Below are 22,372 nucleotides of genomic sequence, written 5' to 3' on the forward strand. Positions count from 1 at the left end.
ATTACTAATTACTAATTACAAATTACTAATTACTAATTACTAATTAGTCTTGGTTCTAACAGTCTTGGTTCTTGGCTCTTTATTCTCAAAAAAAATATGCAAAATTTAGTAGCGATTGTAGGACGACCCAATGTGGGAAAGTCCACCCTCTTTAACAGGTTGACACAAAGTCGGCAAGCCATAGTAACGGAAACTGCAGGTACCACGCGTGACCGTCAGTACGGAAAAGTAATCTGGGGCGGACAGGAATTTTCATTGGTCGATACCGGTGGCTGGGTCGTGAATTCCGATGATGTCATGGAAGATGAGATCAATAAGCAGGTTCGTATAGCCATGGAAGAAGCAGATGTGATTCTTTTTGTGGTGGATGTGATGCATGGGCTGACCGACCTTGATGAAGGTGTGGCGCAGATATTGCGTAGATCAGGAAAACCTGTGGTGGTGGTATCCAATAAGTCAGATAATTTCGATCTGGGACACCAGTCGGCAGAATTTTATTCCCTTGGATTGGGCGATCCATTCAGTATTTCGGCTATTAATGGTTCGGGAACCGGTGACCTATTGGATCATATCCTCACGTTGTTTTCCAAAGACAACACTGAGGAAGAATTGGATGATATTCCCAAATTTGCCGTGGTCGGTCGTCCCAATGCCGGAAAATCATCTATGGTCAATGCTCTGATTGGTGAAGACCGAAGCATTGTAACCGATATGGCCGGTACTACACGTGATGCCATCAATATGCGTTACAATAAATTCGGTATGGATTTCTATCTGATCGATACTGCCGGTATCCGCAAAAAAGGGAAGGTGACGGAAGATCTGGAGTATTTCTCTGTAATCCGTTCCATTAGGATGATAGAAAATGCCGATGTATGTATTCTTATGCTCGATGCAACCCGTGGCATTGAAAGCCAGGATCTGAATATTTTCTCATTGATACAGAAAAACCGCAAGGGATTAGTTGTTTTCGTCAATAAATGGGATACGGTGGAAGAGAAGGATAACATTGTGATCAAGACTTTTGAGAATGCAATCCGTGAACGTCTGGCACCGTTTACCGACTTTCCGATAATCTTTGGATCGGCACTCACTAAACAAAGAATTCTCAAGGTGATGGATACGGCAAAAGAAGTATATCAGAATAAAAAGCGCAAAGTGCCTACCAGCAAGTTAAATGAGGTGATGCTGCCAATTATGGAGAGGACACCACCTCCATCTAATAAGGGTAAGTTTATAAAGGTCAAGTATATCACTCAATTGGCCCATACACAAGTGCCCTCATTTGTTTTCTTCTGCAATCTGCCGCAATGGGTCAAAGAGCCATACAAGCGGTTTGTCGAAAACAGAATGCGGGAAAACTGGAATTTCTCCGGCACGCCCATTAATATCTTTTTCAGGGAAAAATAGAGACGGTGGAAAGGTGGAAAGGTGCCTGAGTGGTAGAGTGCTGGGAACAGGGAACTTGGAAATCAATCTTCTTCAATCTCTATCAATCCCATGTCTTGGTTCTTGACTCTTGGTTCTGAAAAAAAATAAACTAATCGTATGAAACGAGCAGAAAAAAACTTCTAAAAAAGGAACATAATTATTGCGAGTTCACTAAAGTTAGATATTTGCTCGCTATGGCATAATTCAAGTAAACTTGTCTTCTGCTCTTAAGCTTATCGCAAATATTCCATACACAATAATGAAAAAAATAAACTAATCGTATGAAATCCCAAAAATATTGCGTTAATTTGTATTACCTTTGCAAAGGGTAGTCGAATGATAAAAACTGCTATCTTGTTTTAAAAAGAATAAAATTGAAATAGGCTTAAAGCCTGAATAAACTAAGGGGACTACTGATGGATACGAAAAACAATCTTGACAACGAGAAATTACCTGTTAATGAAGAACAAAATAATATAGACCTGCAGTCTGAACTCCCGGCAAAGGATTCAGCGGTAGAGATCCCTCAAACTGAGACTCCTGCTGTAGAAGAACCCGAAAACAACGATCTGTCGGAGACGGGGGAAATTACGTCTGAAGAGGTAACTACACAAACCACGGCTGTTGCGGAAGAAGTTATTGCGAAAGCACAAGGCAATGAAGATCCATCTGTCGAGGAACCGGAGGAGAAAGATCCATCTGTAGAGGAACCGGAGGAGAAAGATCAATCTGCAGAGGAGCCGGAGGAGAAAGATCTTACAGAAGAAGAACATTCCACTATTGATTATGACCTGGATGACGGCAATGGCATCGCAGATTCAGAAGAAGATGACGAAGAAGATACCGATGATGAGTCTCTTTCAGAGGACACTTCAGTTATTTTGCTTCCCGTTGAAGAGATTGTACGTCACCTGCGTGATCTATTGAACTCCGAAAATCCCAAACGCAAAGATGTGGATGAGTATAAAAATCAATTCTATCGATCTTTGCGAAACGAGACGGAATCACAAAAACAGGAATTCCTTTCAAATGGGGGAGAAGAGATTGATTTCATAGGAAAAGAATCGGAAATTTATACCGAAGGAAAAGAATTAATTCAGAAAATAAAGGAAAAACGGGCGGATATCCTCGCAAAAGAAGATGCCGAGAAAGAGAAAAATGTAGCCAGGAAACTGGCTATTATTGAGCAAATCAAAGTCCTGACCGAACCACAAGGGCAAGAGGATTTCAATAAGATCTACCAGGAGTTTAAATCACTTCAGCAGGAGTGGAATGACATTAAACTGGTGCCTCAGGACAAGGTGAACGAGTTATGGAAGTCATATCAGCGCTATGTGGAAAAATTCTATGATCTGGTACGTATCAATAATGAGTTTAGGGAATATGATTTCAAGAAAAATCTTGAGATAAAGACAGAGTTGTGTGAAGCTGCGGAGAGACTCAATGATGAGTTGGATGTGGTTTCAGCTTTCCATCAATTGCAAAACCTGCATCAGGAGTGGAGAGAAGTTGGCCCTGTTTCCAGGAAAGACCGGGAAGAGATATGGAACCGCTTTAAAGAAGCATCCACCCAGATCAATAAAAAGTATCAGGCTCATTTTGAACAGCTGAGAGAGAAAGAGAATGAAAACCTGGAATTAAAGACGGCACTTTGTGAGAAGCTTGAAGCAATTGATTACAACCAGCTTAAATCGGTAAAAGACTGGAATAACAAAGTAAAAGAAGTTCTTGATATACAGTTGCAATGGCGTCAGATAGGATTTGTTCCCAGAAAATGGAATACAAAGATCTATAAACGTTACCGGGCTGCTTGTGATTTCTTTTTCAGAAGTAAAAACGAGTTCTACAAATCTCTTCGGGGAGAGATGGAAGAGAATCTCAAAAAGAAGACTGTCCTTTGTGAACGTGCTGAAACCCTTAAGGATAGTCATGACTGGAAAAATACGACACGGGAAATGATCGAAATCCAGAAAGAATGGAAAACCATTGGTATTATTCCGCACAAATATGTCGATAGTATCTGGAAACGGTTTATCTCAGCTTGTGATTACTTCTTTGAACAGAAGAAATTACATACTTCATCGCAATATGAACAGGAGCAAAAGAATCTCGATGAAAAAAGAGCAGTTATTAAGAAGATAAATCAACTGGATACTACCCCGGAGGCGGATGAGGCTCTGACTAAGTTGCACGAGTTAATGGATGAATGGTATGAGGTAGGTCATGTGCCTTATAAGATGAAGGACCGTATTTATAAAGAGTTTTATGATGCGACGGAAGCCCAGTTCGACAGACTGAATATCGGTAAGGCCGACCGGAAACTGGAAGCATACAAGAGTACGATTTCCGATATGGCAAGGTCGGATAATTCACAAGGCCAGCTCCTCAGGGAACGTGAAAAGCTGGTACGTCAGTATGAGCGTATAAAGAATGAATTGCAGACCTACGAAAACAATATCGGATTCCTCTCCGTTTCTTCCAAAAAAGGGAATTATCTGCTGGATGATATGAATCAGAAAGTGGAAAAGATTAAAGGAGAACTACTCTTACTGGAAAAAAAGATCAGGGCAATTGAAGACGAATTGTAGCGATATGCTGCAGCGATATATAATAGTTAGACGACCGGGGGGCACTCTCCGGTCGCTTTTTGTCTATGGTTGTCCATTATCGGCAATCGGCGATAAATATGGAATTTATATCAGTATTATAATTTATACGAAGAAAGATTATGGTCTCGGCTTTATTCTTTGGGTATGATTAACTTGGCATTGATATCCAGTTTAAAAAAAAGCAAAAAGCCTTTTACCCATTTCTTTTGCGGTTTGTAAATTTTTCCATCAGCGGCAGTATATTCCAAAATGGAATAAACTGAACTTTCTTGTAGTTCTCCGCTACTAAATATATTCTTTAAATGTTTAGATATAGCCGGTTGCTTTACTCCAAATAGTTCTGCTATTTGTTCAATTGAAGTAAAATCAAATCAAATAAAACGAGGGGTTGTGACGCAAAACTATAAGCCCTCGTAATAGGCTAATTCAATTCTATCTTTATCCAGCTTCTTGACTCCAAGTCTGTTCCATGTGCTATTTGCTCGACTATTCCGTTATATTGAGTTGAATAGTTTGACAGAGCTAATCCTAATCGTATAGTAGGACTCATTGAAGTTGAAATGTTTTTTCGTGGAATGATGAAATCAAGAGTATATCCCTCATTTGTTTTTTGATTGTTTATCTTTATTCCCTGGATAGACGATTTCTCCCATTTTCCACATTTTCCTTCCCATAATTCCTGTTCACCCTGGGCAGAACACCATATTTTATAAATCCCCTTGTCAGGAGCCTTTAATGAAGAATTATCAGAATCAACGTAAAGATAAATTCCATCTCCTTTTTGACTACCTGGACTGGCCGAGACAGGGGTCGAGTCACTGACTATACATTGGATATAGATATTATCATTATCTACCCCTATTCCGGCTTTCACATTCGCTTCACTTTGTGAACCGACAAAAAGGGGATATGCTGTAATCATTTTTTCTGTTACTTTTATGTCTGAGAGAATATATCCCTTTATCAACCATGGAGATATTGCTCCGTTTTTTATATCAGTGGAAGCTAAAGCGACAATTGTGTTGTTATCCCACAATGCGATGGAATTCCATTTAGCCTGCTCGTTGAGGGTTGCGGGGAATGGTTGGGAGCGCTTTATGAATTTACGTGCCGTTTTATCCCCAATGGCAACTTCCATGGTAGAAAGTTCCCAATCAGTATTTCTGTTTTCATTTGTTTGATATGATATAAGGGTCTCCCCGGAAGGTAACACTAAAAGATAAGATGCTCCCAGATAAATATTGTCCGGGATTTTATCTGCCAAAGCATATTCACGGTTTGGAGAATCACCCGGGACAGGAGAAGACCAGTTATCGCCAATTTTGCATCTTACAGTATAAGGTTTAAAACGGTCGTCCTTATTGTCTTCGATAACCACCACAATTTCATCATTTATTACCCTGGCAACCGGCATTCCGTCGCGTCTGTTTGCACGGAATGATACTGTTTTTAATGTTGTCCAACTTTCCCCGTTATCATGGGAACTGATCACTGAGATTTCTTGTTCATCAGAACTTGTATATTTAGCTTCATTCGCAAAGTATATTTGTACTTCTCCATCAGGGAGTTGAAGGAAAGAGGGCTCCCAACACCCATCTCTAAATCTTGGTTGAGCCTCGTAAACCACTTTTTCGTCATCCCAGGTCTCTCCGTTATCCCTGCTTTTCCTTATAGCAATGGCAAAAGGAGTTCTCTCCTCTATGACTGGGCGGTAGTTGCAAGCGACCAATATATCTCCGTTTTTTAGTTGGATTATTTCCGGATTCGCTTTATTGACGATTGTATTGGAAACCGTGGATCTTGGAAAAATGGAAAAAGGCATACTCCAGGATTTTCCTTCATCATAACTTCTGATAAGAAAAGAGTTCCCCTCGTAATCTTCCGATACCACCACAATGGAGTTATCTGCCAGGCGGAGTAAACGCGGGTATCCACCCTTTGGGGCGAGTTGTTGTAACGAACTGTAATCCCAGGCTATACGAATTCCATTCACGGGATCCCCTTTTTCACTATCGCCGCAGTTACCGTTATTTTCGGGTGAGGACTCACAGCTATTGAGTGCCGTGGCGACAAGTAAAAAGCAACTGAGAAATGTGTTTTTTATCATAGTATTGGTAATTTTATTTTATTTCTTTTGGTTTGATTATTTTATTCTTATCCATTGTAATTTTCTGATTGGAGATAGACATATCAGTTATATACATGAGGCGTGGATGTATGTTATACGTGTTATTATGTGCGTGAAAAACATATTTGTATTCTCCTTCCTTGTCCTTGAACATCGCTCCATGACCACTGCCTACAATCGTATTTTGTGGTTTTTGCAATATGGGATTTTCATCTGCTTTTTCCCATGTGCCATTGGGTGAATCGGCGGTAGCATATCCAACGCCATAGTTCTGGCTTTCATAGTGGTTTGCCGAATATAGCATGTAATATTTATCTTCATGTTTAAATACGGATGGCCCTTCCACAACTCTCGCCATGGCGGTTTCCCAAACCTGTGACACTTCGAAACATTTTTGAAGTGTCTCTTCCTTCAATGTAAGCCAGTCATCATTCAACTCGGCCATCCAAATCACATTGCCATTTGTAAAACGAACAAAGTAAATGTATGCTTTCCCGTCATCATCAATGAAGACAGACGAATCGATTGATTTTTCACTTCTCATAGGAACCTTATCTTTTTGAGTAAAAGGTCCTAATGGTGAATCAGAGGTGGCAACACATATATGTTCTTCTGCCGAATAAAATAGATAAAAAGTATTATTTTTATCATTATAATAGACTTCAGGAGCCCAGAACCATTTATTGCCATATGAATTCTCTTTTGATAGCGCAAACCGGGAATGTTTTTGCCATGTGTCAAGTCCGGTGGAAGAATAAACTTCGAAACCACTGTCAGAGCTTGTTCCATAGGCATAATAGGTACCTTCATGCAGTAATATAAAAGGATCGGCAAAGGGTATATCCAATTGTATTTCCACTGGTTTATCCCCGTTTGAATTATTATCACCTTTGGTTTCGCTTTTGTTACACGACAAAATTAAAATAGAGATAATTAATAATTTTAATAAATGTGTTGTATTCATTTCAAATCAATTTCATGTTATAAGTACAAAAATAAGATGATCGTGGCTAATTGTATGTAATTATAGTCTCAATTAATATAAAATTCATTCCATAAATAGCAGTGAATTAGCAATGAGAGTAAAAGGATTTTAAAGTTTTTTACGGTCATCATTCATTGATTCGGCAATTTTCTATAATCCATAAACGGTTATCAATCATTTATATGTGAATTTATGATAAATTTCTATTACATTTTGAGACGATTCTGATATAGCAAGTGTAAAAAAGAGAGTTATTTTGCCACAATAATGTGGAAAAATGAGAGGCGATGCATTAATCTATTCCAACCGAGGGAAATACATTTATTCCTTTTAACAATAGAGAAAAAAGCGTCTGATTGGCATTTTTTTTACAAATATTTTCTTAATTTATAACCTAAGCAAAATGTGAGAATGAAAAAGCAAGTTTTTAATTTATCGAAAGGAGTTGTGTTCATACTGATGTGGACATTATCCTTATGTTTGTATGCACAGGGAATTACCGTGAGAGGTGTGGTTACGGATACCAAAGGAGAACCACTGATAGGTGTAACGGTGCAGGTGGAAGGTACTTCTACCGGAACTATTACCGATATGGATGGTAATTTTACTTTACAGAATGTATCTTCAACTGCTACACTCGAAGTGTCGTATGTGGGAATGAAAACTCAGGTTATTTCTCTTAACGGAAGAACAACCGTGAATATTACCTTAGAAGAAGATACGGAGTTATTGGAAGAAGTGGTTGTGATCGGGTACCAGACAATCCGGAAAGCTGACTTGACGGGCTCTGTTTCAGTATTTAACCCTGACGAAATGAAAAATACCATCGTCACCGGTACGGTGGGTGATGCGTTGGGCACTCTTCCCGGGGTAAACGTCCGTACTGCCGGTTCACCGGGCAGGGAAGGAAAAGTGGAAATTCGTGGTACAGGAACATTTGGATCCAGTACTCCATTGTATGTGGTCGATGGGATAGTCTCCGGAGCCAACAGGGATTTCAATTTTAACGACATTGAAAGTATCCAGGTATTGAAAGACGCTTCTGCCGCTGCCATTTACGGATCGAGAGCCGGTAACGGGGTAATTATTATTACTACCAAACAAGGGAAAGAGGGAAAGATGAAGATCGATGTCTCTTCGCGTGCCACTGTGCAATGGTTGCCCAAATACGACCTTACAAACCGGGATCAGTGGATTAAACTGAACGATATGGCCTTTGCCAATGCCGGCCGTCAGCCGGCCAACCATTTCGAAGGAAATACCGATTGGCAGAAAGAGGTGTTTAAGACCGGTATCGTACAGGACCACAATATATCTTTCTCCGGCGGTAATAACGGAAGCCGCTATTTTATTTCAGGCAACTACCAGAACAATTCGGGAACGACTATCGGAACGGAGAGTGAGCGTTTCACTTTGCGGTCGAACACATCGGCCACTCGTGATTTTGGGGACAATGTCACCTTCCGTATCGGAGAGAATATTACGTTAAGCCATTTCGCGGTAGATGAACTGGATACGAATCCTATCGTTGATGTATATAGGATGCTCCCTACGATTTCAATATACGACGAGAACAATGCTGCCAGGGGTGGTTACGGTTACGGTGATGGAAGCCGGGATGTTACTTTCGGCACAAATCCTTTTGCCAAGGAAGATTTTACAGAAACCAAGAATAGCAACCTGCGTATCAGGGGGAATGCTTTTACTGAATTGGAAGTGCTGAAGGCGTTGAAATACAGGTTTAATTTCGGTTTCGATTTTAGTAATGACCAGCACTCTTATTTGCGGAAATTGGGGTATTGGACGTATAATCAACCGTATGACCCTTCTTCCCTGAATAAAAACCAGGCTCAATACCGGGGATTGGTATTTGATAATACATTGGAGTATAATAAGAAATTGGGTAAACACGATATCTCTGCCGTATTGGGTACAAGCTTTTTTACCTCTACTTATGAGCAAATCTGGGGTACCAAGAACGATGTGTTGATGACAAGCGACGGTCACTATTTTGATACGCTCGATGCCGCACTCTCGAATCCAAAGACCGGGAATTACAGGGATTTACAGAAACTGTTTTCGGTATTCGGCCGTGTAAACTACAATTACGACGAAAGATACCTGTTGAGTTTCACCATGCGTCGTGACGAATCATCTAAATTTTCTCCTGATAATAGGGTAGGATATTTTCCTTCCATATCTGCGGGATGGAGGATCAGTAATGAGGATTTCTTTGAGTCATCATGGATAAACGATCTCAAAATAAGGGCCAACTACGGAATGTTGGGTAATTCAAATATCGGCGTATGGGATTGGGTCTCGTTTATTACTACATTCCCCCAGGCGGTTTTTGGTGTAGACCAGAATGTGCATACCGGTATGACACAGATCAAATTGGCAAATAATGACCTGAAATGGGAAAAATTGACCCAGGTAAATGCCGGATTCGATGCCGCTATATTGAATAACCGTTTGAACCTGTCGGTAGATTACTTCCTCAAGGAAACAAGAGACGTACTCGCTCCTATGCAGATTCTGATGGTGACCGGCAATAATGGTGGTGATCCCTATGTCAATGCTGTCACCCTACAGAATACAGGTCTGGAACTTTCTGCCACATGGCGTGACAGGATCAATAAAGATTTTGGATACAGCGTGAATTTAAACGGTTCTTTCCTGAAGAATAAGATCAAGGATATTGCCTACGATCTGGAAGAAGGATTCTCTCAATGGGATACGAAATCCATTCCCGGAAAGCCGATAGGTGAATGGTATCTGATCAAAACCGACGGCTTATTCCGTACCCAGGAAGAAGTGTATGCCCACACCAATAGTGAAGGTAAAATTATTCAACCCGATGCAAAACCGGGTGATGTAAGGTACGTTGACGCTAATGATGACGGAATAATAACGGATGCGGACAGGCAACATCTCGGATCAACCATTCCTAAATTTGAATTGGGAATGAATCTTGGATTTGAATACAAGGATTTCGACCTTCAGATCCAGATGGGAGGCGCATTTGGACATAAGTCGTTCAATGGTCCGCGAAGCGCGTTTGACCGTTTTGACGACAACTCCAATTATCGCGCAAGTTATGACCCATGGACTCCGGAAAACCCGAATGCGAAAGATCCACGTCCCATCTACGCTGATTCCCGTAACGTGCGGGGAGATCAGGATCGTTGGTTAGAGAACGGAAGTTATCTGAAAGTAAAACAAATAGCACTTGGATACAGCCTGCCGAAAGCAATACTTGGCAAAACTTTCGAGAGTGTCCGGGTATATGTGAACGCACAAAATCTGATCACGTTTACTTCCTATAAGGGGCTGGATCCCGAGTTCCTCAATACCAATATCTGGGATCGCAGCTATGACGGGGGATATTTTCCTAATCCCTATGGCGTAACTTTTGGAGCACAAATATCATTCTAATCCTCAGAAAACTTATTACAATGAAAAAAATCATATATATATTATTCGCTGTTTTCTTGTTGAATGCATGTGAGGTGACTGTGGACAATCCAAATACCATCACACAGGCTACATTCTGGAAAACGGAGACCGATGCACAATATGGCATCAATGCTGTGTACAATATGTTCTATAAACCCGGTACATATAGCCGGTGGTTATGGTTCCGTTTAGACCTTACCTCGGACGAGGGCTTTAGCCAGAGCCCCTGGGCGGAATTAAAAGAATGGACTGATTTCAGGTATAATAACTACAATTTCTGGGAAGGGAATAGATGGACATACAGAGATTGCTATGAAGCTATATTCAGGGCTAATCAGGTATTGCAATTTGTTCCTGATATACCGTTTGCCAATGAAGGCGACAAAGAGAGAATACTCGGGCAGGCCTATTTTTTGAGAGGACTCTATTACTATAACCTGGCATTGTTGTGGGGAGGAGAGAATAAGAGTCTGGCCATCGTGTTGGAACCATCCACACCGGGAATGCAACCCGAAGGTCATACCGGCACCGAAGTATATCAACAGGCAATCAGTGATTTTACCGAAGCCCAAAAGTTGTTGCCCGAAGAATGGGATGCTGCCAATAAGGGACGTGCTACAAAAGGAGCGGCGCTGGCTTCAAGGGCAAAATGTTATATGCAATTGCACCAATGGAACGAAGCCAAAAGCGATTTGCAATGGTTAGTGGAAGGTGAAGGAAAGAAATATTACGATCTTACCGCCAATTATGCCGATAATTTCAGGAGGGATACTGAAAATAATAAAGAGTCAGTATTTGAAATTCAATATTCAGATGTGAATAAGGCACCTGCGGGAGATGGTGATTTTGATGTAGATCCAAATCTGGGACTTAATCGTGGGCAGTTTTTTGCGCCTCCCGGAATAGGTTGGACCGATGGTGAAATCCGTCCGTGGCTTGTGACCGAATTCAAGAAAGAGAAAGACCTGAATGACGCTTATGACATCCGTTTGAGATACACCGCATTTTATAGCGAACAGCATTTGGATTTTCCGAATAACGAACGGATATATGGAGAGGTCAGCAATGAAGCCACATGGAACAGGGATAACTGGAGAGGGCGCGTATTTTACCGGAAATACAGTTCGGAACATTTTCGCGATTTTGATGATTACCACAATCCCACCAATGTACGGCTTATCCGGTTTGCCGATGTATTGTTGATGTATGCCGAATGTATCGTTGAGTCCGGAGGAAGTGTCTCGGATGCCGTGGCTCATGTCAACCGTGTAAGGGCAAGGGTAAATATGCCTGTGTTGGCAGTGAATCACTCTGCTGCCACTTCCAGTAAGGATGCTTTCCTAAAACGTTTGCAGATGGAGAGAGCACTTGAGTTGGCTACCGAAGGGCAACGCTGGGCTGATATCAAACGGTGGGGATTGCTCGATAATCAGGCCGGAATAGATGAATTGAAATTGCGTGATCCGGATTTTGCTTATTGGGATCCAGTAGGTCAAAAATGGGTACAAAATTTTGTAATAGGGAAACATAATATTCTACCCATTCCCTCTGATGAGGTAAATAATAATCCCAATATTGAACAAAATCCTAATTATTAACAGAATGATAAACCTTTCTGGCCTTCGGGTCAGGAAGGTTTTTAATTACTCTTGAGATGAAAAAAGACTGGTATCTGCTGTGTATATGTATGTTCTTTATAATATTGTCGTGTAATGGGACCGATAAACCGGAAGAAACTATTCCCGGAGTAGTCCCTGTAAGATTGGCCGATCCGTTCATTATGTTACATGAAGATGTATATTATGCCTATGGTACCAATGCCGAAGACGGTATAGAAGTATATACCTCCGATGATTTGAAGGAGTGGGGAAAAGCGCCGGAACTGGCATTACATAAAGATAATTCATATGGTGATAAATGGTTTTGGGCACCCGAAGTGTATTATGTAAACGGAAAGTTTTACATGTATTACTCAGCTGATGAACATATGTGTGTGGCAGTGGCCGATTCGCCATTTGGACCGTTTAAACAATCGATACAAAAACCTATGCTCGAAGGTGAAAAAACGATAGATAATTCGCTGTTTATTGACGATGATGGAACCCCTTATCTGTTTTTTGACCGGTTCAATGACGGGTTAAATATATGGGTTGCAGAATTGGAGGATGACTTGATGACCATTAAAACGGAAACATTGCACCCCTGCATTCACGTCTCTCAGGAGTGGGAACAAGTCTGGCCCAGAGTCAATGAGGGTGCCTTTGTTGTGAAACATAATGGCGTATATTATATGACCTACTCTGCAAACAGTTATGAAAGCCAATTTTATGGAATCGGTTGTGCCACCGCAACAGAGATTTTTGGGGAATGGACAAAATATCCTGATAATCCCCTTTTGCAAAAACCGGGAAAGCTCGTAGGGGTAGGCCATAGCGCTATGTTTTGGGACAAAGATGGAGAGCTGCGAATCGTCTTCCATGCACATCATGATGTTCAGAATATTCATCCCAGGGCAATGTATATTGCCAAAGTCGGATTTAAAAAAGTTGAGGGTGTAGATAAATTATATATTGAAGAACAATACGAGACACCGGTGCTGAGGAAATAAAAAATTTTACTTATCTTGTTGTCCGAAAATTTTTGAATTATTTTCGCAATATATCAAATATATTTTGTGTATTTAGTGCAATGAAGAAGACAAAACAGAACTTACACTATATCATTTTGTTGTTCATTATGTTAATGATGAGCAATGGAGAGATGTTTTGTCTGCCGGTGAATAGTCAAACACCAGTGAGCTATTCCTTCAAGCATTATAACATCAATACCGGGTTATCCCAGAATACCGTTTACGCTATTTTTCAGGACAATCAGGGTTTTATGTGGTTCGGCACCAAAGACGGCTTGAATCGTTTTGACGGAACTTCGTTCAAGATATTTAAATTTTCCCCCGGCGGAAACCTGCGTGATAATGTGTTTCACCGTATTCTTCAGGATAAATATGATAATCTTTGGGTAGGGACCGATGACGGAATTTATATTTATAATCCCCGTAGAGAGGAGTTTAACCGTTTTGAACGGACCACTGCTGATCATATAGCGATGGATGGAGTTGTCAGCGATATCCTGCTGGATAACGACGGCGATATATGGTTCTCCGTGGAAGAAAAAGGAGTTTTCTATTATAATTTCAGCGGAGATAGCCTTATCCGTTATCCCATTCCACAGAGTCCGAGCGGAATGCGGATGATAAGCCTATGCCTCGCAAGGGACGGGTACGTCTGGGCTTTTCCCTATAATTTACCTTTTATCCGGATCAATAAAAAAACGGGAGAGATGTCTGAGTTCCAACTGAACGATGACCCTGATTTGGTATATGATACGGGTGAGATATGGAAAGTGGTGGCTGATGAGTATAACCAGTTGCTGATTGCTTCTTCAACGAAAGGTGTCATAAGTGTAAATACCGTCAACATGACCCATCGTATATTGTTGGATGAAGATGCGTATGGCAAACCAATATTTGCACGTTGCGTGGCCAGAATTGATCCGCAGACGATCTGGGTCGGTAGTGAATCGGGACTCTATACCTATAATACGGAAACCAGGGAAGTGGGAAATCTTCGCCATAACAGGTATATACCCAATTCTTTGTCAGATAATGCAATTTATTCCATTTATAAAGATAGGGAAGGAGGGATTTGGATCGGTTCGTTTTTTGGTGGAGTCGATTATTATTCAAATCAATATAATCAATTCGAGTTATTCTATCCTGTGGCACAGGGTAACAGGATGAAAGGTAGTCGTATACGCGAATTTTGCAGCGCTCCGGATGGAAAAATATGGATAGGAACAGAAGATAGCGGCTTGAATTTGTTCGATCCGGATAAGAATGAGTTTTTGCCGTTACCGCCGGCGTTGCAATCGCTTTATACGAATATCCATGCGCTATATGCCGATGGGGATTATTTCTGGATCGGTACTTTCTCGAAAGGATTGAACCGGTATAACCTGAAAACAGGGGAACTGGTTACTTATACGCAGTCGGATGATCCCAACTCGATCAGTAATAACAGCACCTTTGCCATCCATAAAGATCGCCAGAATACATTGTGGATAGGTAACCTTTCGGGTCTGAATATTTACAACTATGACCAAAACAACTTTACCCGGATTGAAGAATTTCAAGGAATTTACGTCCAGGATATTTTTGAAGATACAGAAGGAAAGATATGGGTGTCTACCTTTACTAAAGGTCTTTACCGTTATGATCCAGCAGCCGGAAAGTGGGATGTTTTCCTGCATGATCCTTCCGGTACAAGAAATATATTGTACAATAAGTTGACAAGTGTTTTTGAGGATAGCCGGAAGAACTTGTGGGTTACGACGGAAGGCGGAGGGTTTTATCTTTTCGACAAACAGGCTGAAGAATTTATTACATTCAACAGTGCCCGGGGATTGCCAAACGACGTGGTGTATCAAATAGTCGAAGACGATAATGCCAACTTATGGCTCTCTACTAATTCAGGACTTGTCTGCTATAATCCTGTGTCGGGAACTTTCAGGAATTACACAGTGGATAATGGCTTAAAGACCAATCAATTCAATTATAAATCGAGTTACAGGGCTTCAAATGGAATGATCTATTTTGGTGCTATCGATGGCTTTGTGCGTTTTAATCCTTCTGCGTTTAGAGAACTGAAACGCGATGTACCCATAGTCTTTACGGAATTATTTGTGAAGAATGAGCGGGTAAGTCCTACAGACGAGAAATCTTTATTAAAGGAAAGTATTCTCTATACCGATGAATTGATCTTGCCGTATAGTAAAAATTCTTTCCGGTTGGAATATGCCGTACTCAATTATTCTAACTTGAATACCAACAATATCTTATATAAACTGGAAGGATTCGATAAAGAATGGATCCATATAAAAGATAAGCAGGATATAGTATATGCAAACCTGATGCCGGGGAAATATAAGCTTACCGTCAAATTGAATGGCGATGAAGCAAATGCTGACGAGGCGAATATGAAAACGCTTGCCATTCAAATACGTCCGCCGTTTTGGTTAAGCGGATGGGCTTATATTATTTATTTACTGTTGCTTTTGCTGTCTGTCTTGATGCTGTTTCGTTTCCTGAATATACGGGAGCGACGTTCCCGGCGACGTAAAATGAGAATTTTTGAGCAGGAAAAGGAGCGGGAATTATACCGTTCGAAGATCGATTTCTTTACCAATGTGGCGCATGAGATACGAACGCCGCTTTCATTGATCAAGGCTCCGCTCGATCATGTGATCATGACTGAACAGGTATCCGATAATGTGAAGGAAAACCTGCAAATTATGAGCAAGAATACCGATAGGTTGCTCAACCTGACCAATCAGTTGCTGGATTTTCGCAAGACAGAATCGGATGCTTATTCCCTGAACCTCCACCGGCAGAATGCCTCGGAATTGATTCGGGAAACTTTCCTGCGTTTCACCCCCTTGGCAAAACAGCGTGAATTGACTTTTGAACTCGATTTGCCGGAAAGTGATATCTTTTTCCAATTAGATAAGGAAGGCTTCCTGAAAATAGTCAGTAATTTATTGAACAATGCGATCAAGTATTGCCATACTACTGTAAGGGTGAAGGCTTATGTTGAAACCGTTGAAGAACAGGGAGTATTTCACCTGCTCACCGAAAACGATGGGGAGCAGATACCCCCTGAATACAGGAAAGAGATATTTAAACCGTTTGTGCATCTTGATAAGGAGAGGGAAGGGAAAACCGCCGGTACGGGGATCGGCTTGGCGCTCTCCAAATCGTTGGCCGAATTGCATAAGGGAACGCTGATTTTGGAAGATGGAGATGAATGGATCCGTTTTCATCTTGCACTGCCAATAGGTGATGTCGATAATGAGCGAACTGAAACAGAAAAAGAATCAGAAAGAAGAGAACCAGGGGTAAATCCGGAGAAAACGACAGCAACTTATACGATCCTTTTGGTGGACGATGATGTGGAGTTGTTGCAGTTTGAAGAAAAATTCCTCTCTTCACACTATCATATCAAAACGGCAGAAAATGGAATCAAGGCGCTTGAAATACTACGTGAGGAAAATGTGAACCTTATCGTGAGCGATATTATGATGCCCGGGATGGATGGGTTGGAATTAACCAAACGGGTGAAACTCGATATTGAATTCAGCCATATACCGGTGATCCTGCTCACTGCAAAGGTGAATGTGGAATCTAAAGTTCAGGGATTTGAGACAGGTGCCGATGCATATATTGATAAACCCTTTTCTCTGGAGGTGCTGATGGCACAGATCGCTAATCTGCTGCAAAACAGGGAAAAACTGCGGGAAACATTTCTGAAAAATCCGTTTATCGGTGCTAACAGCATAGTACGTACCAAGTCGGATGAAGAATTTATTAAAAAACTGCATGGTATCGTGCAGGAAAATCTCGATAATTCCGAATTTATCGTGGAAGATATGGCAGGGCAGTTTAATATGAGCCGTGCCAGTTTTTATCGGAAAATAAAAGGAGTATTAGACCTGACTCCGAACGAATATATCAGGGTAGAGCGCTTGAAAAAAGCTGCTCAGTTACTCAAGGAAAAAGTTTACAAAGTGAATGAGATCTGTTATATGGTCGGCTTTAATTCTCCTTCTTATTTTACCAAGTGTTTTCAACAACAATTCGGGGTATTACCCAAAGATTTTGAATAATAGACGTTAGAATGAGATTGTATTTGTACTTTTTGACCAATTTGTACTTCTTTATTTCTTTGTGAATGTCTATTTTCGTACACTCGACATTGTAATTTTATTTAAAAATATCAACATGAAATCTAAACTAATCTTAGTTGTTTTATTCGTAACAACTTTTGCTGTTTCGGCCCAGTGGCAACCGGCCGGAGATAAAATTAAAACCCGGTGGGCATCTCAAATTGATGTGAATAATGTGTTGCCTGAGTATCCAAGACCCATTATGGAGCGCGGTGAGTGGCAGAATTTGAATGGATTGTGGAATTATGCCATCCTTCCGGTTGGAAAACAAAAACCGGCCAATTTCGATGGACAGATTCTGGTGCCGTTTGCAGTGGAATCAAGTCTCTCTGGAGTACAAAAACGGGTGGGCAGCGACAATGAGTTATGGTACCAACGCGAATTTACCGTACCTTCAAAATGGAAAAATAATAAAGTGCTTCTTCACTTTGGGGCGGTGGACTGGAAAGCGGACGTATGGGTGAACGGTGTGAAAGTAGGACAACATACCGGTGGATATACCCCTTTCTCTTTCGACATTACGCCTGCTTTAACAAACGGTAATAATACACTCGTCGTAAAAGTGTGGGACTCCACTGATGAGGGGTATCAACCCCGCGGAAAACAGGTGAACAAACCGGAAGGTATCTGGTATACGCCGGTAACCGGGATCTGGCAGACGGTATGGTTGGAACCGGTACCCGAAACGCATATCGAAAATATCAAGATTACACCTGATGTCGATAAAAATATATTGGCAGTTCAGGCTGTCACTAATGTGTGCACTTCTGCTGCTAAGGTAGAGGTGAAAGTAAAGGACGGCTCCCGTGTAGTAGCAACCGGGCAGGCCATCAACAACCAGCCAGTGGAGATCACGATGCCGGAAAATGTAAAACTCTGGTCGCCTGATGATCCTCATCTTTATGACCTGGAGATCATCCTTTGGGATGGCACCCGGCAACTGGATAAAGTGGAAAGTTATGCGGCCATGCGTAAATATTCCATGAAAAGAGATGACAAGGGCATTGTACGTTTACAACTCAACAACAAAGATCTTTTCCATTTCGGACCGCTCGATCAGGGTTGGTGGCCCGACGGGCTCTATACTGCCCCCACCGACGAAGCATTGGAGTATGATGTGGTGAAGACCAAGGATTTTGGATTCAATATGATCCGTAAGCATGTGAAGGTGGAGCCGGCACGTTGGTATACGCATTGCGACCGTCACGGGATAATCGTATGGCAGGATATGCCCAATGGTGACAGGAGCCCTGAATGGCAGATGCGAAAATATTTCGAGGGTGCGGAACGGATGCGTTCTGCCGAATCGGAAGCCAATTACCGCAAAGAATGGAAAGAGATCATCGATTATCTTTATTCTTATCCGTCGATAGGTGTGTGGGTGCCCTTTAACGAAGCGTGGGGACAATTCAAAACACCGGAAATTGCCGAGTGGACAAAACAATATGATCCTTCGCGTTTAGTAAATCCTGCCAGTGGTGGTAACCATTACACCGTGGGAGACATACTCGACCTGCACCAATATCCTGCTCCGCAACTCTATCTGTATGATGCGCAACGCGCTACCGTCCTTGGCGAGTATGGTGGTATAGGATGGGCAAACAAGGAACATCTCTGGGAACCGGACCGTAACTGGGGTTATGTACAGTTCAACAGTGCCGGGGAGGTGACCGATGAATATGTCAAATATGCCGAACAACTCAAACAATTAATCCGCCAGGGATTTTCCGCCGCTGTGTATACGCAGACCACCGATGTGGAAGTAGAAGTAAATGGTTTAATGACGTATGACAGGGAACTGGTGAAAGTGGATGAGGAAAGAGTCAGAAAAGTAAATCAGGAAATATGCAATATATTAGGCAAGTAATCCTGCTCACTTCTCTGCTTACCGTGTTCACCTCTTGTAAAGGTGGTGAACCGGTAGGCAGTGAGCCGGTTGAGGATAATGAAAATCGTTATAGGAATCCCGTAGTGGATTACAGCCTTCCCGATCCCACCATTATATTGGCCGATGACGGTTATTTCTATCTCTATGCAACCGAAGATATCAGGAATATGCCCATTCACCGTTCTGAAGATTTGGTGACCTGGAAATCTGTAGGCACGGCATTTACCGATGCAACCCGACCCACGTTCGAACCCAATGGCGGATTGTGGGCGCCTGATATCAACATCATCGACGGAAAGTATGTGCTGTACTATTCCATGTCGGTCTGGGGTGGGGAATGGACCTGTGGCATCGGAGTGGCGACTGCCGACAAGCCGGAAGGGCCTTTTACCGATCATGGTAAACTATTCCGTAGTAATGAGATCAATGTGCAAAACTCTATCGATCCTTTTTATATCGAAGAGGAAGGGAAAAAATATCTCTTCTGGGGTAGTTTCCGGGGTATTTATGCCATTGAACTTTCCGACGATGGCCTTTCCCTGAAACCGGGAGCTGAAAAACAGCAAGTCGCCGGGACAGCCTACGAAGGAGTGTATATACACAAACGAAATGGTTACTACTACATGTTCGCCTCTATCGGATCCTGCTGTGAGGGGTTGAACAGTACCTATACCACTGTGGTAGGGCGATCGGATAATCTGTTCGGTCCTTATCTCGACAAGCAGGGCAGGTCGATGATGGAGAATCATCATGAGGTAATCATTCAGAAAAATCAGAAATTTGTGGGTACAGGCCATAATTCGGAGATCGTGCAGGATAAGGCAGGGCAGGACTGGATTTTCTATCACGCTGTCTCTGTGGAAAACCCCAAAGGTCGTGTGCTGGTACTGGACCAGGTACGGTGGGAGAACGACTGGCCTTATATTCAAGGCGGAGGACCTTCTTTTGAAGCCGAGAAACCCTCGTTTTAATCGAAATTAATAAATCATGTGTAAATGAAAAGAGTTATTTTATATACTGTTACTGTTTTGTGCCTGTTGAGTGCCGGACAAATATCAGCCCAGATATCTCCAACCAATATTGATGCTTCAATAGCATTAAAAATACCCGGTAACGATGCTGTAAATTATCCTTTGAAAGGTTTTGCAGGGGATCAGTCAGTCCAGTTAAAAGCGGATAAGGATATACCGGTTGTCATTACAAGGACCATCAAAGAGAACAGGCTGGAAGTGGTGATCACGGCCAAAGAAGATATCAATTTTAACTTCAAACAGCGGATTAATACTTCTTATTCCCATGATGACTGCCAGTTCTATATGCCGGGATTTTGGTATCGACGCAATCTGCGTTCACCCAAAGAAGCGCCTTCGTTTCATACATCCGATAGCTGGACGGTACGTGAAGACCGGTTGAGCGTGCCGATGACCGCTGTTTTCAATGAAAAGACAGGGGAATATCTGTCGGTGATGCGAATGGATGACTTTACACACGAAACGCTTACAACACACAAAGAAGGTGAAGTGATTGTTTCCGGTAAAACTTCGGTCGGTTACACAGGATTTGAAAATGTGGACAACAGCGCCAATCTCTCTTTTGGTTTTCCCTATTACGAAACGCCGAAAACCTATATCCGAAAACTGACACTGGCACCGCCGGTAGAGGCATTCCAACATCTTGGAAAGGGTGAATCAATTCAATTGACATGGCTCCTGCAATCGGGTAAAGTGTCGGATTTTTCCGAACTCATTCGCCAGTTATGGGAGTACAGCTATGATACCTGGCGCCCAAAAACGGTGGATACCCCATTTGGTGATGATTTCGTGAAAGAAACCCTGACCGGATTTTTTACACAGAGTTTTGTGGAAGATCATCCTCTGAAGTTCAATTCGGGAGAGGCAATGGTGGTTGCCACCTGTGAAAGTGTCGGACGTGCCGAGATCGGTTTTGTAGGTAGGGTCTTGCTCAATGCTTTCAACGCATTGGAATACGGACAACAGCATAATCGTGACGAATTGGTAACCAACAGCTACGCTGTCTTCGATAGCTATCTGGATCATGGTTTTACACCCAACGGGCTTTTCCGTGAATTTGTGAATTTTGACGATAGCAGTGTCAAATCCAATGCTGGCACACTCAGCATCCGTCGCCAATCTGAAGGCTTATATGCTATGTTTCATTTCCTTCAGTATGAAAAAGAAAATGGCCGGAAACATCCGGAATGGGAGAGTAAAATGAAAACGCTGTTGGGGAAAGTCATGCTTCTGCAAAATGCAGACGGAAGTTTTCCTCGTAAGTTTAATGACGACCTTGCCATAGCAGACGGAAGCGGAGGTAGTACACCATCGGTCACAGTGCCATTGGTCATGGCTTCTCAATATTTTAACGACAAAAAATACCTGGCTGCCGCTAAAAAAACTGCTGATTATCTGGAAAAGGAAATTATCTCCAAGGCTGACTATTTCTCTTCCACGCTCGATGCCAACTGCGAAGATAAGGAAGCCTCTTTATATGCCGCGACGGCCATGTATTACCTGGCATTGGTTTCTAAAGGGAATGAGCAGCAATACTACGCCGATCTGTGTCGGCAGGCTTCTTACTTTGCCCTTTCGTGGTACTATATGTGGGATGTGCCGTTCGCCCAGGGGCAGATGATCGGTGATATCGGTCTGAAAACCAGAGGATGGGGAAATGTCTCGGTGGAAAACAACCATATCGATGTCTTTATTTTTGAATTTGGCTCAGTGTTGAACTGGCTCTCAAAAAGGTATGAAGAACCCCGTTTCAACGAATATGTGAAAGTCATTTCTTCATCCATGCGCCAACTGTTGCCGTTTGAAAACCATATGTGCGGTGTAGCCAAAACGGGATATTATCCCGAAGTGGTACAGCACACCAATTGGGATTACGGACGGAACGGGAAAGGATTTTATAATAATATTTTTGCGCCGGGATGGACAGTCGCATCCTTATGGGAATTGCTTTCTCCCGGCAGGGCCGAAAAATTTTTATTGAAGTAAATCATCGGTACGTAAATAAATTCATGTAAATTTGTGAAGGAATTTATTAAATATAAAGAGAAAATGATAAAACGAGCAGAA

General features: G+C 42.0%; 11 protein-coding genes and 1 pseudogene. 9 read left to right on the forward strand and 3 right to left on the reverse strand.

Going from position 1 to position 22,372, the window contains the following annotated elements:
- Window positions 1–96 precede the first annotated feature (96 nt).
- Window positions 97–1,410 (forward strand): ribosome biogenesis GTPase Der, encoded by a 1,314-nt coding sequence (gene der / locus ABV001_RS03010; RefSeq protein WP_352421447.1) that lies wholly within the window; start codon window positions 97–99, stop codon window positions 1,408–1,410.
- 437 nt (window positions 1,411–1,847) lie between these two features.
- Complete coding sequence (locus tag ABV001_RS03015) at window positions 1,848–4,019, forward strand: DUF349 domain-containing protein (RefSeq protein WP_352421448.1); 2,172 nt, start codon at window positions 1,848–1,850, stop codon at window positions 4,017–4,019.
- Between the two features lie 233 nt (window positions 4,020–4,252).
- Here ABV001_RS03015 and ABV001_RS03020 read toward each other — a convergent pair.
- The 3 genes and pseudogenes from ABV001_RS03020 to ABV001_RS03030 form a co-directional block, all read right to left on the reverse strand.
- A pseudogene (locus tag ABV001_RS03020) lies at window positions 4,253–4,390 on the reverse strand (cell filamentation protein Fic); the annotation flags it as partial.
- A 71-nt stretch (window positions 4,391–4,461) separates the two neighbouring features.
- A complete protein-coding gene (locus ABV001_RS03025; RefSeq protein ID WP_352421449.1) occupies window positions 4,462–6,147 on the reverse strand; it encodes an exo-alpha-sialidase in 1,686 nt (561 codons plus the stop codon).
- Window positions 6,148–6,160: 13 nt separating this feature from the next.
- Complete coding sequence (locus ABV001_RS03030; protein ID WP_352421450.1) at window positions 6,161–7,132, reverse strand: glycoside hydrolase family 43 protein; 972 nt, start codon at window positions 7,130–7,132, stop codon at window positions 6,161–6,163.
- 432 nt (window positions 7,133–7,564) lie between these two features.
- On the opposite strand from ABV001_RS03030, the gene ABV001_RS03035 reads away from it, so the two are divergent.
- From ABV001_RS03035 to ABV001_RS03065, 7 genes are all read left to right on the forward strand, one after another.
- Window positions 7,565–10,588 (forward strand): SusC/RagA family TonB-linked outer membrane protein, encoded by a 3,024-nt coding sequence (locus ABV001_RS03035; RefSeq protein WP_352421451.1) that lies wholly within the window; start codon window positions 7,565–7,567, stop codon window positions 10,586–10,588.
- 20 nt (window positions 10,589–10,608) lie between these two features.
- Window positions 10,609–12,207, forward strand: coding sequence for a RagB/SusD family nutrient uptake outer membrane protein (locus ABV001_RS03040; protein ID WP_352421452.1), 1,599 nt, complete (start codon window positions 10,609–10,611; stop codon window positions 12,205–12,207).
- Window positions 12,208–12,263: 56 nt separating this feature from the next.
- Complete coding sequence (locus ABV001_RS03045; RefSeq protein WP_502929831.1) at window positions 12,264–13,217, forward strand: glycoside hydrolase family 43 protein; 954 nt, start codon at window positions 12,264–12,266, stop codon at window positions 13,215–13,217.
- 80 nt (window positions 13,218–13,297) lie between these two features.
- Window positions 13,298–17,326 carry a two-component regulator propeller domain-containing protein gene (locus ABV001_RS03050; protein WP_352421453.1) on the forward strand — a complete coding sequence of 1,343 codons (4,029 nt, stop codon included), beginning with the start codon at window positions 13,298–13,300 and terminating at the stop codon, window positions 17,324–17,326.
- Window positions 17,327–17,441: 115 nt separating this feature from the next.
- A complete protein-coding gene (locus tag ABV001_RS03055) occupies window positions 17,442–19,253 on the forward strand; it encodes a glycoside hydrolase family 2 protein (protein WP_352421454.1) in 1,812 nt (603 codons plus the stop codon).
- On the forward strand, window positions 19,232–20,245 hold the full coding sequence (locus tag ABV001_RS03060; RefSeq protein ID WP_352421455.1) for a family 43 glycosylhydrolase: 1,014 nt from the start codon (window positions 19,232–19,234) through the stop codon (window positions 20,243–20,245). The genes ABV001_RS03055 and ABV001_RS03060 overlap by 22 nt, the downstream gene beginning before the upstream one ends.
- A gap of 24 nt (window positions 20,246–20,269) precedes the next feature.
- Window positions 20,270–22,291, forward strand: a complete 2,022-nt coding sequence (locus tag ABV001_RS03065; protein WP_352421456.1) for a hypothetical protein — start codon at window positions 20,270–20,272, stop codon at window positions 22,289–22,291.
- Window positions 22,292–22,372 lie beyond the last annotated feature (81 nt).

Source organism: Proteiniphilum sp. (assembly GCF_040307845.1).
In the GTDB taxonomy this organism is placed as follows: domain Bacteria; phylum Bacteroidota; class Bacteroidia; order Bacteroidales; family Dysgonomonadaceae; genus Proteiniphilum.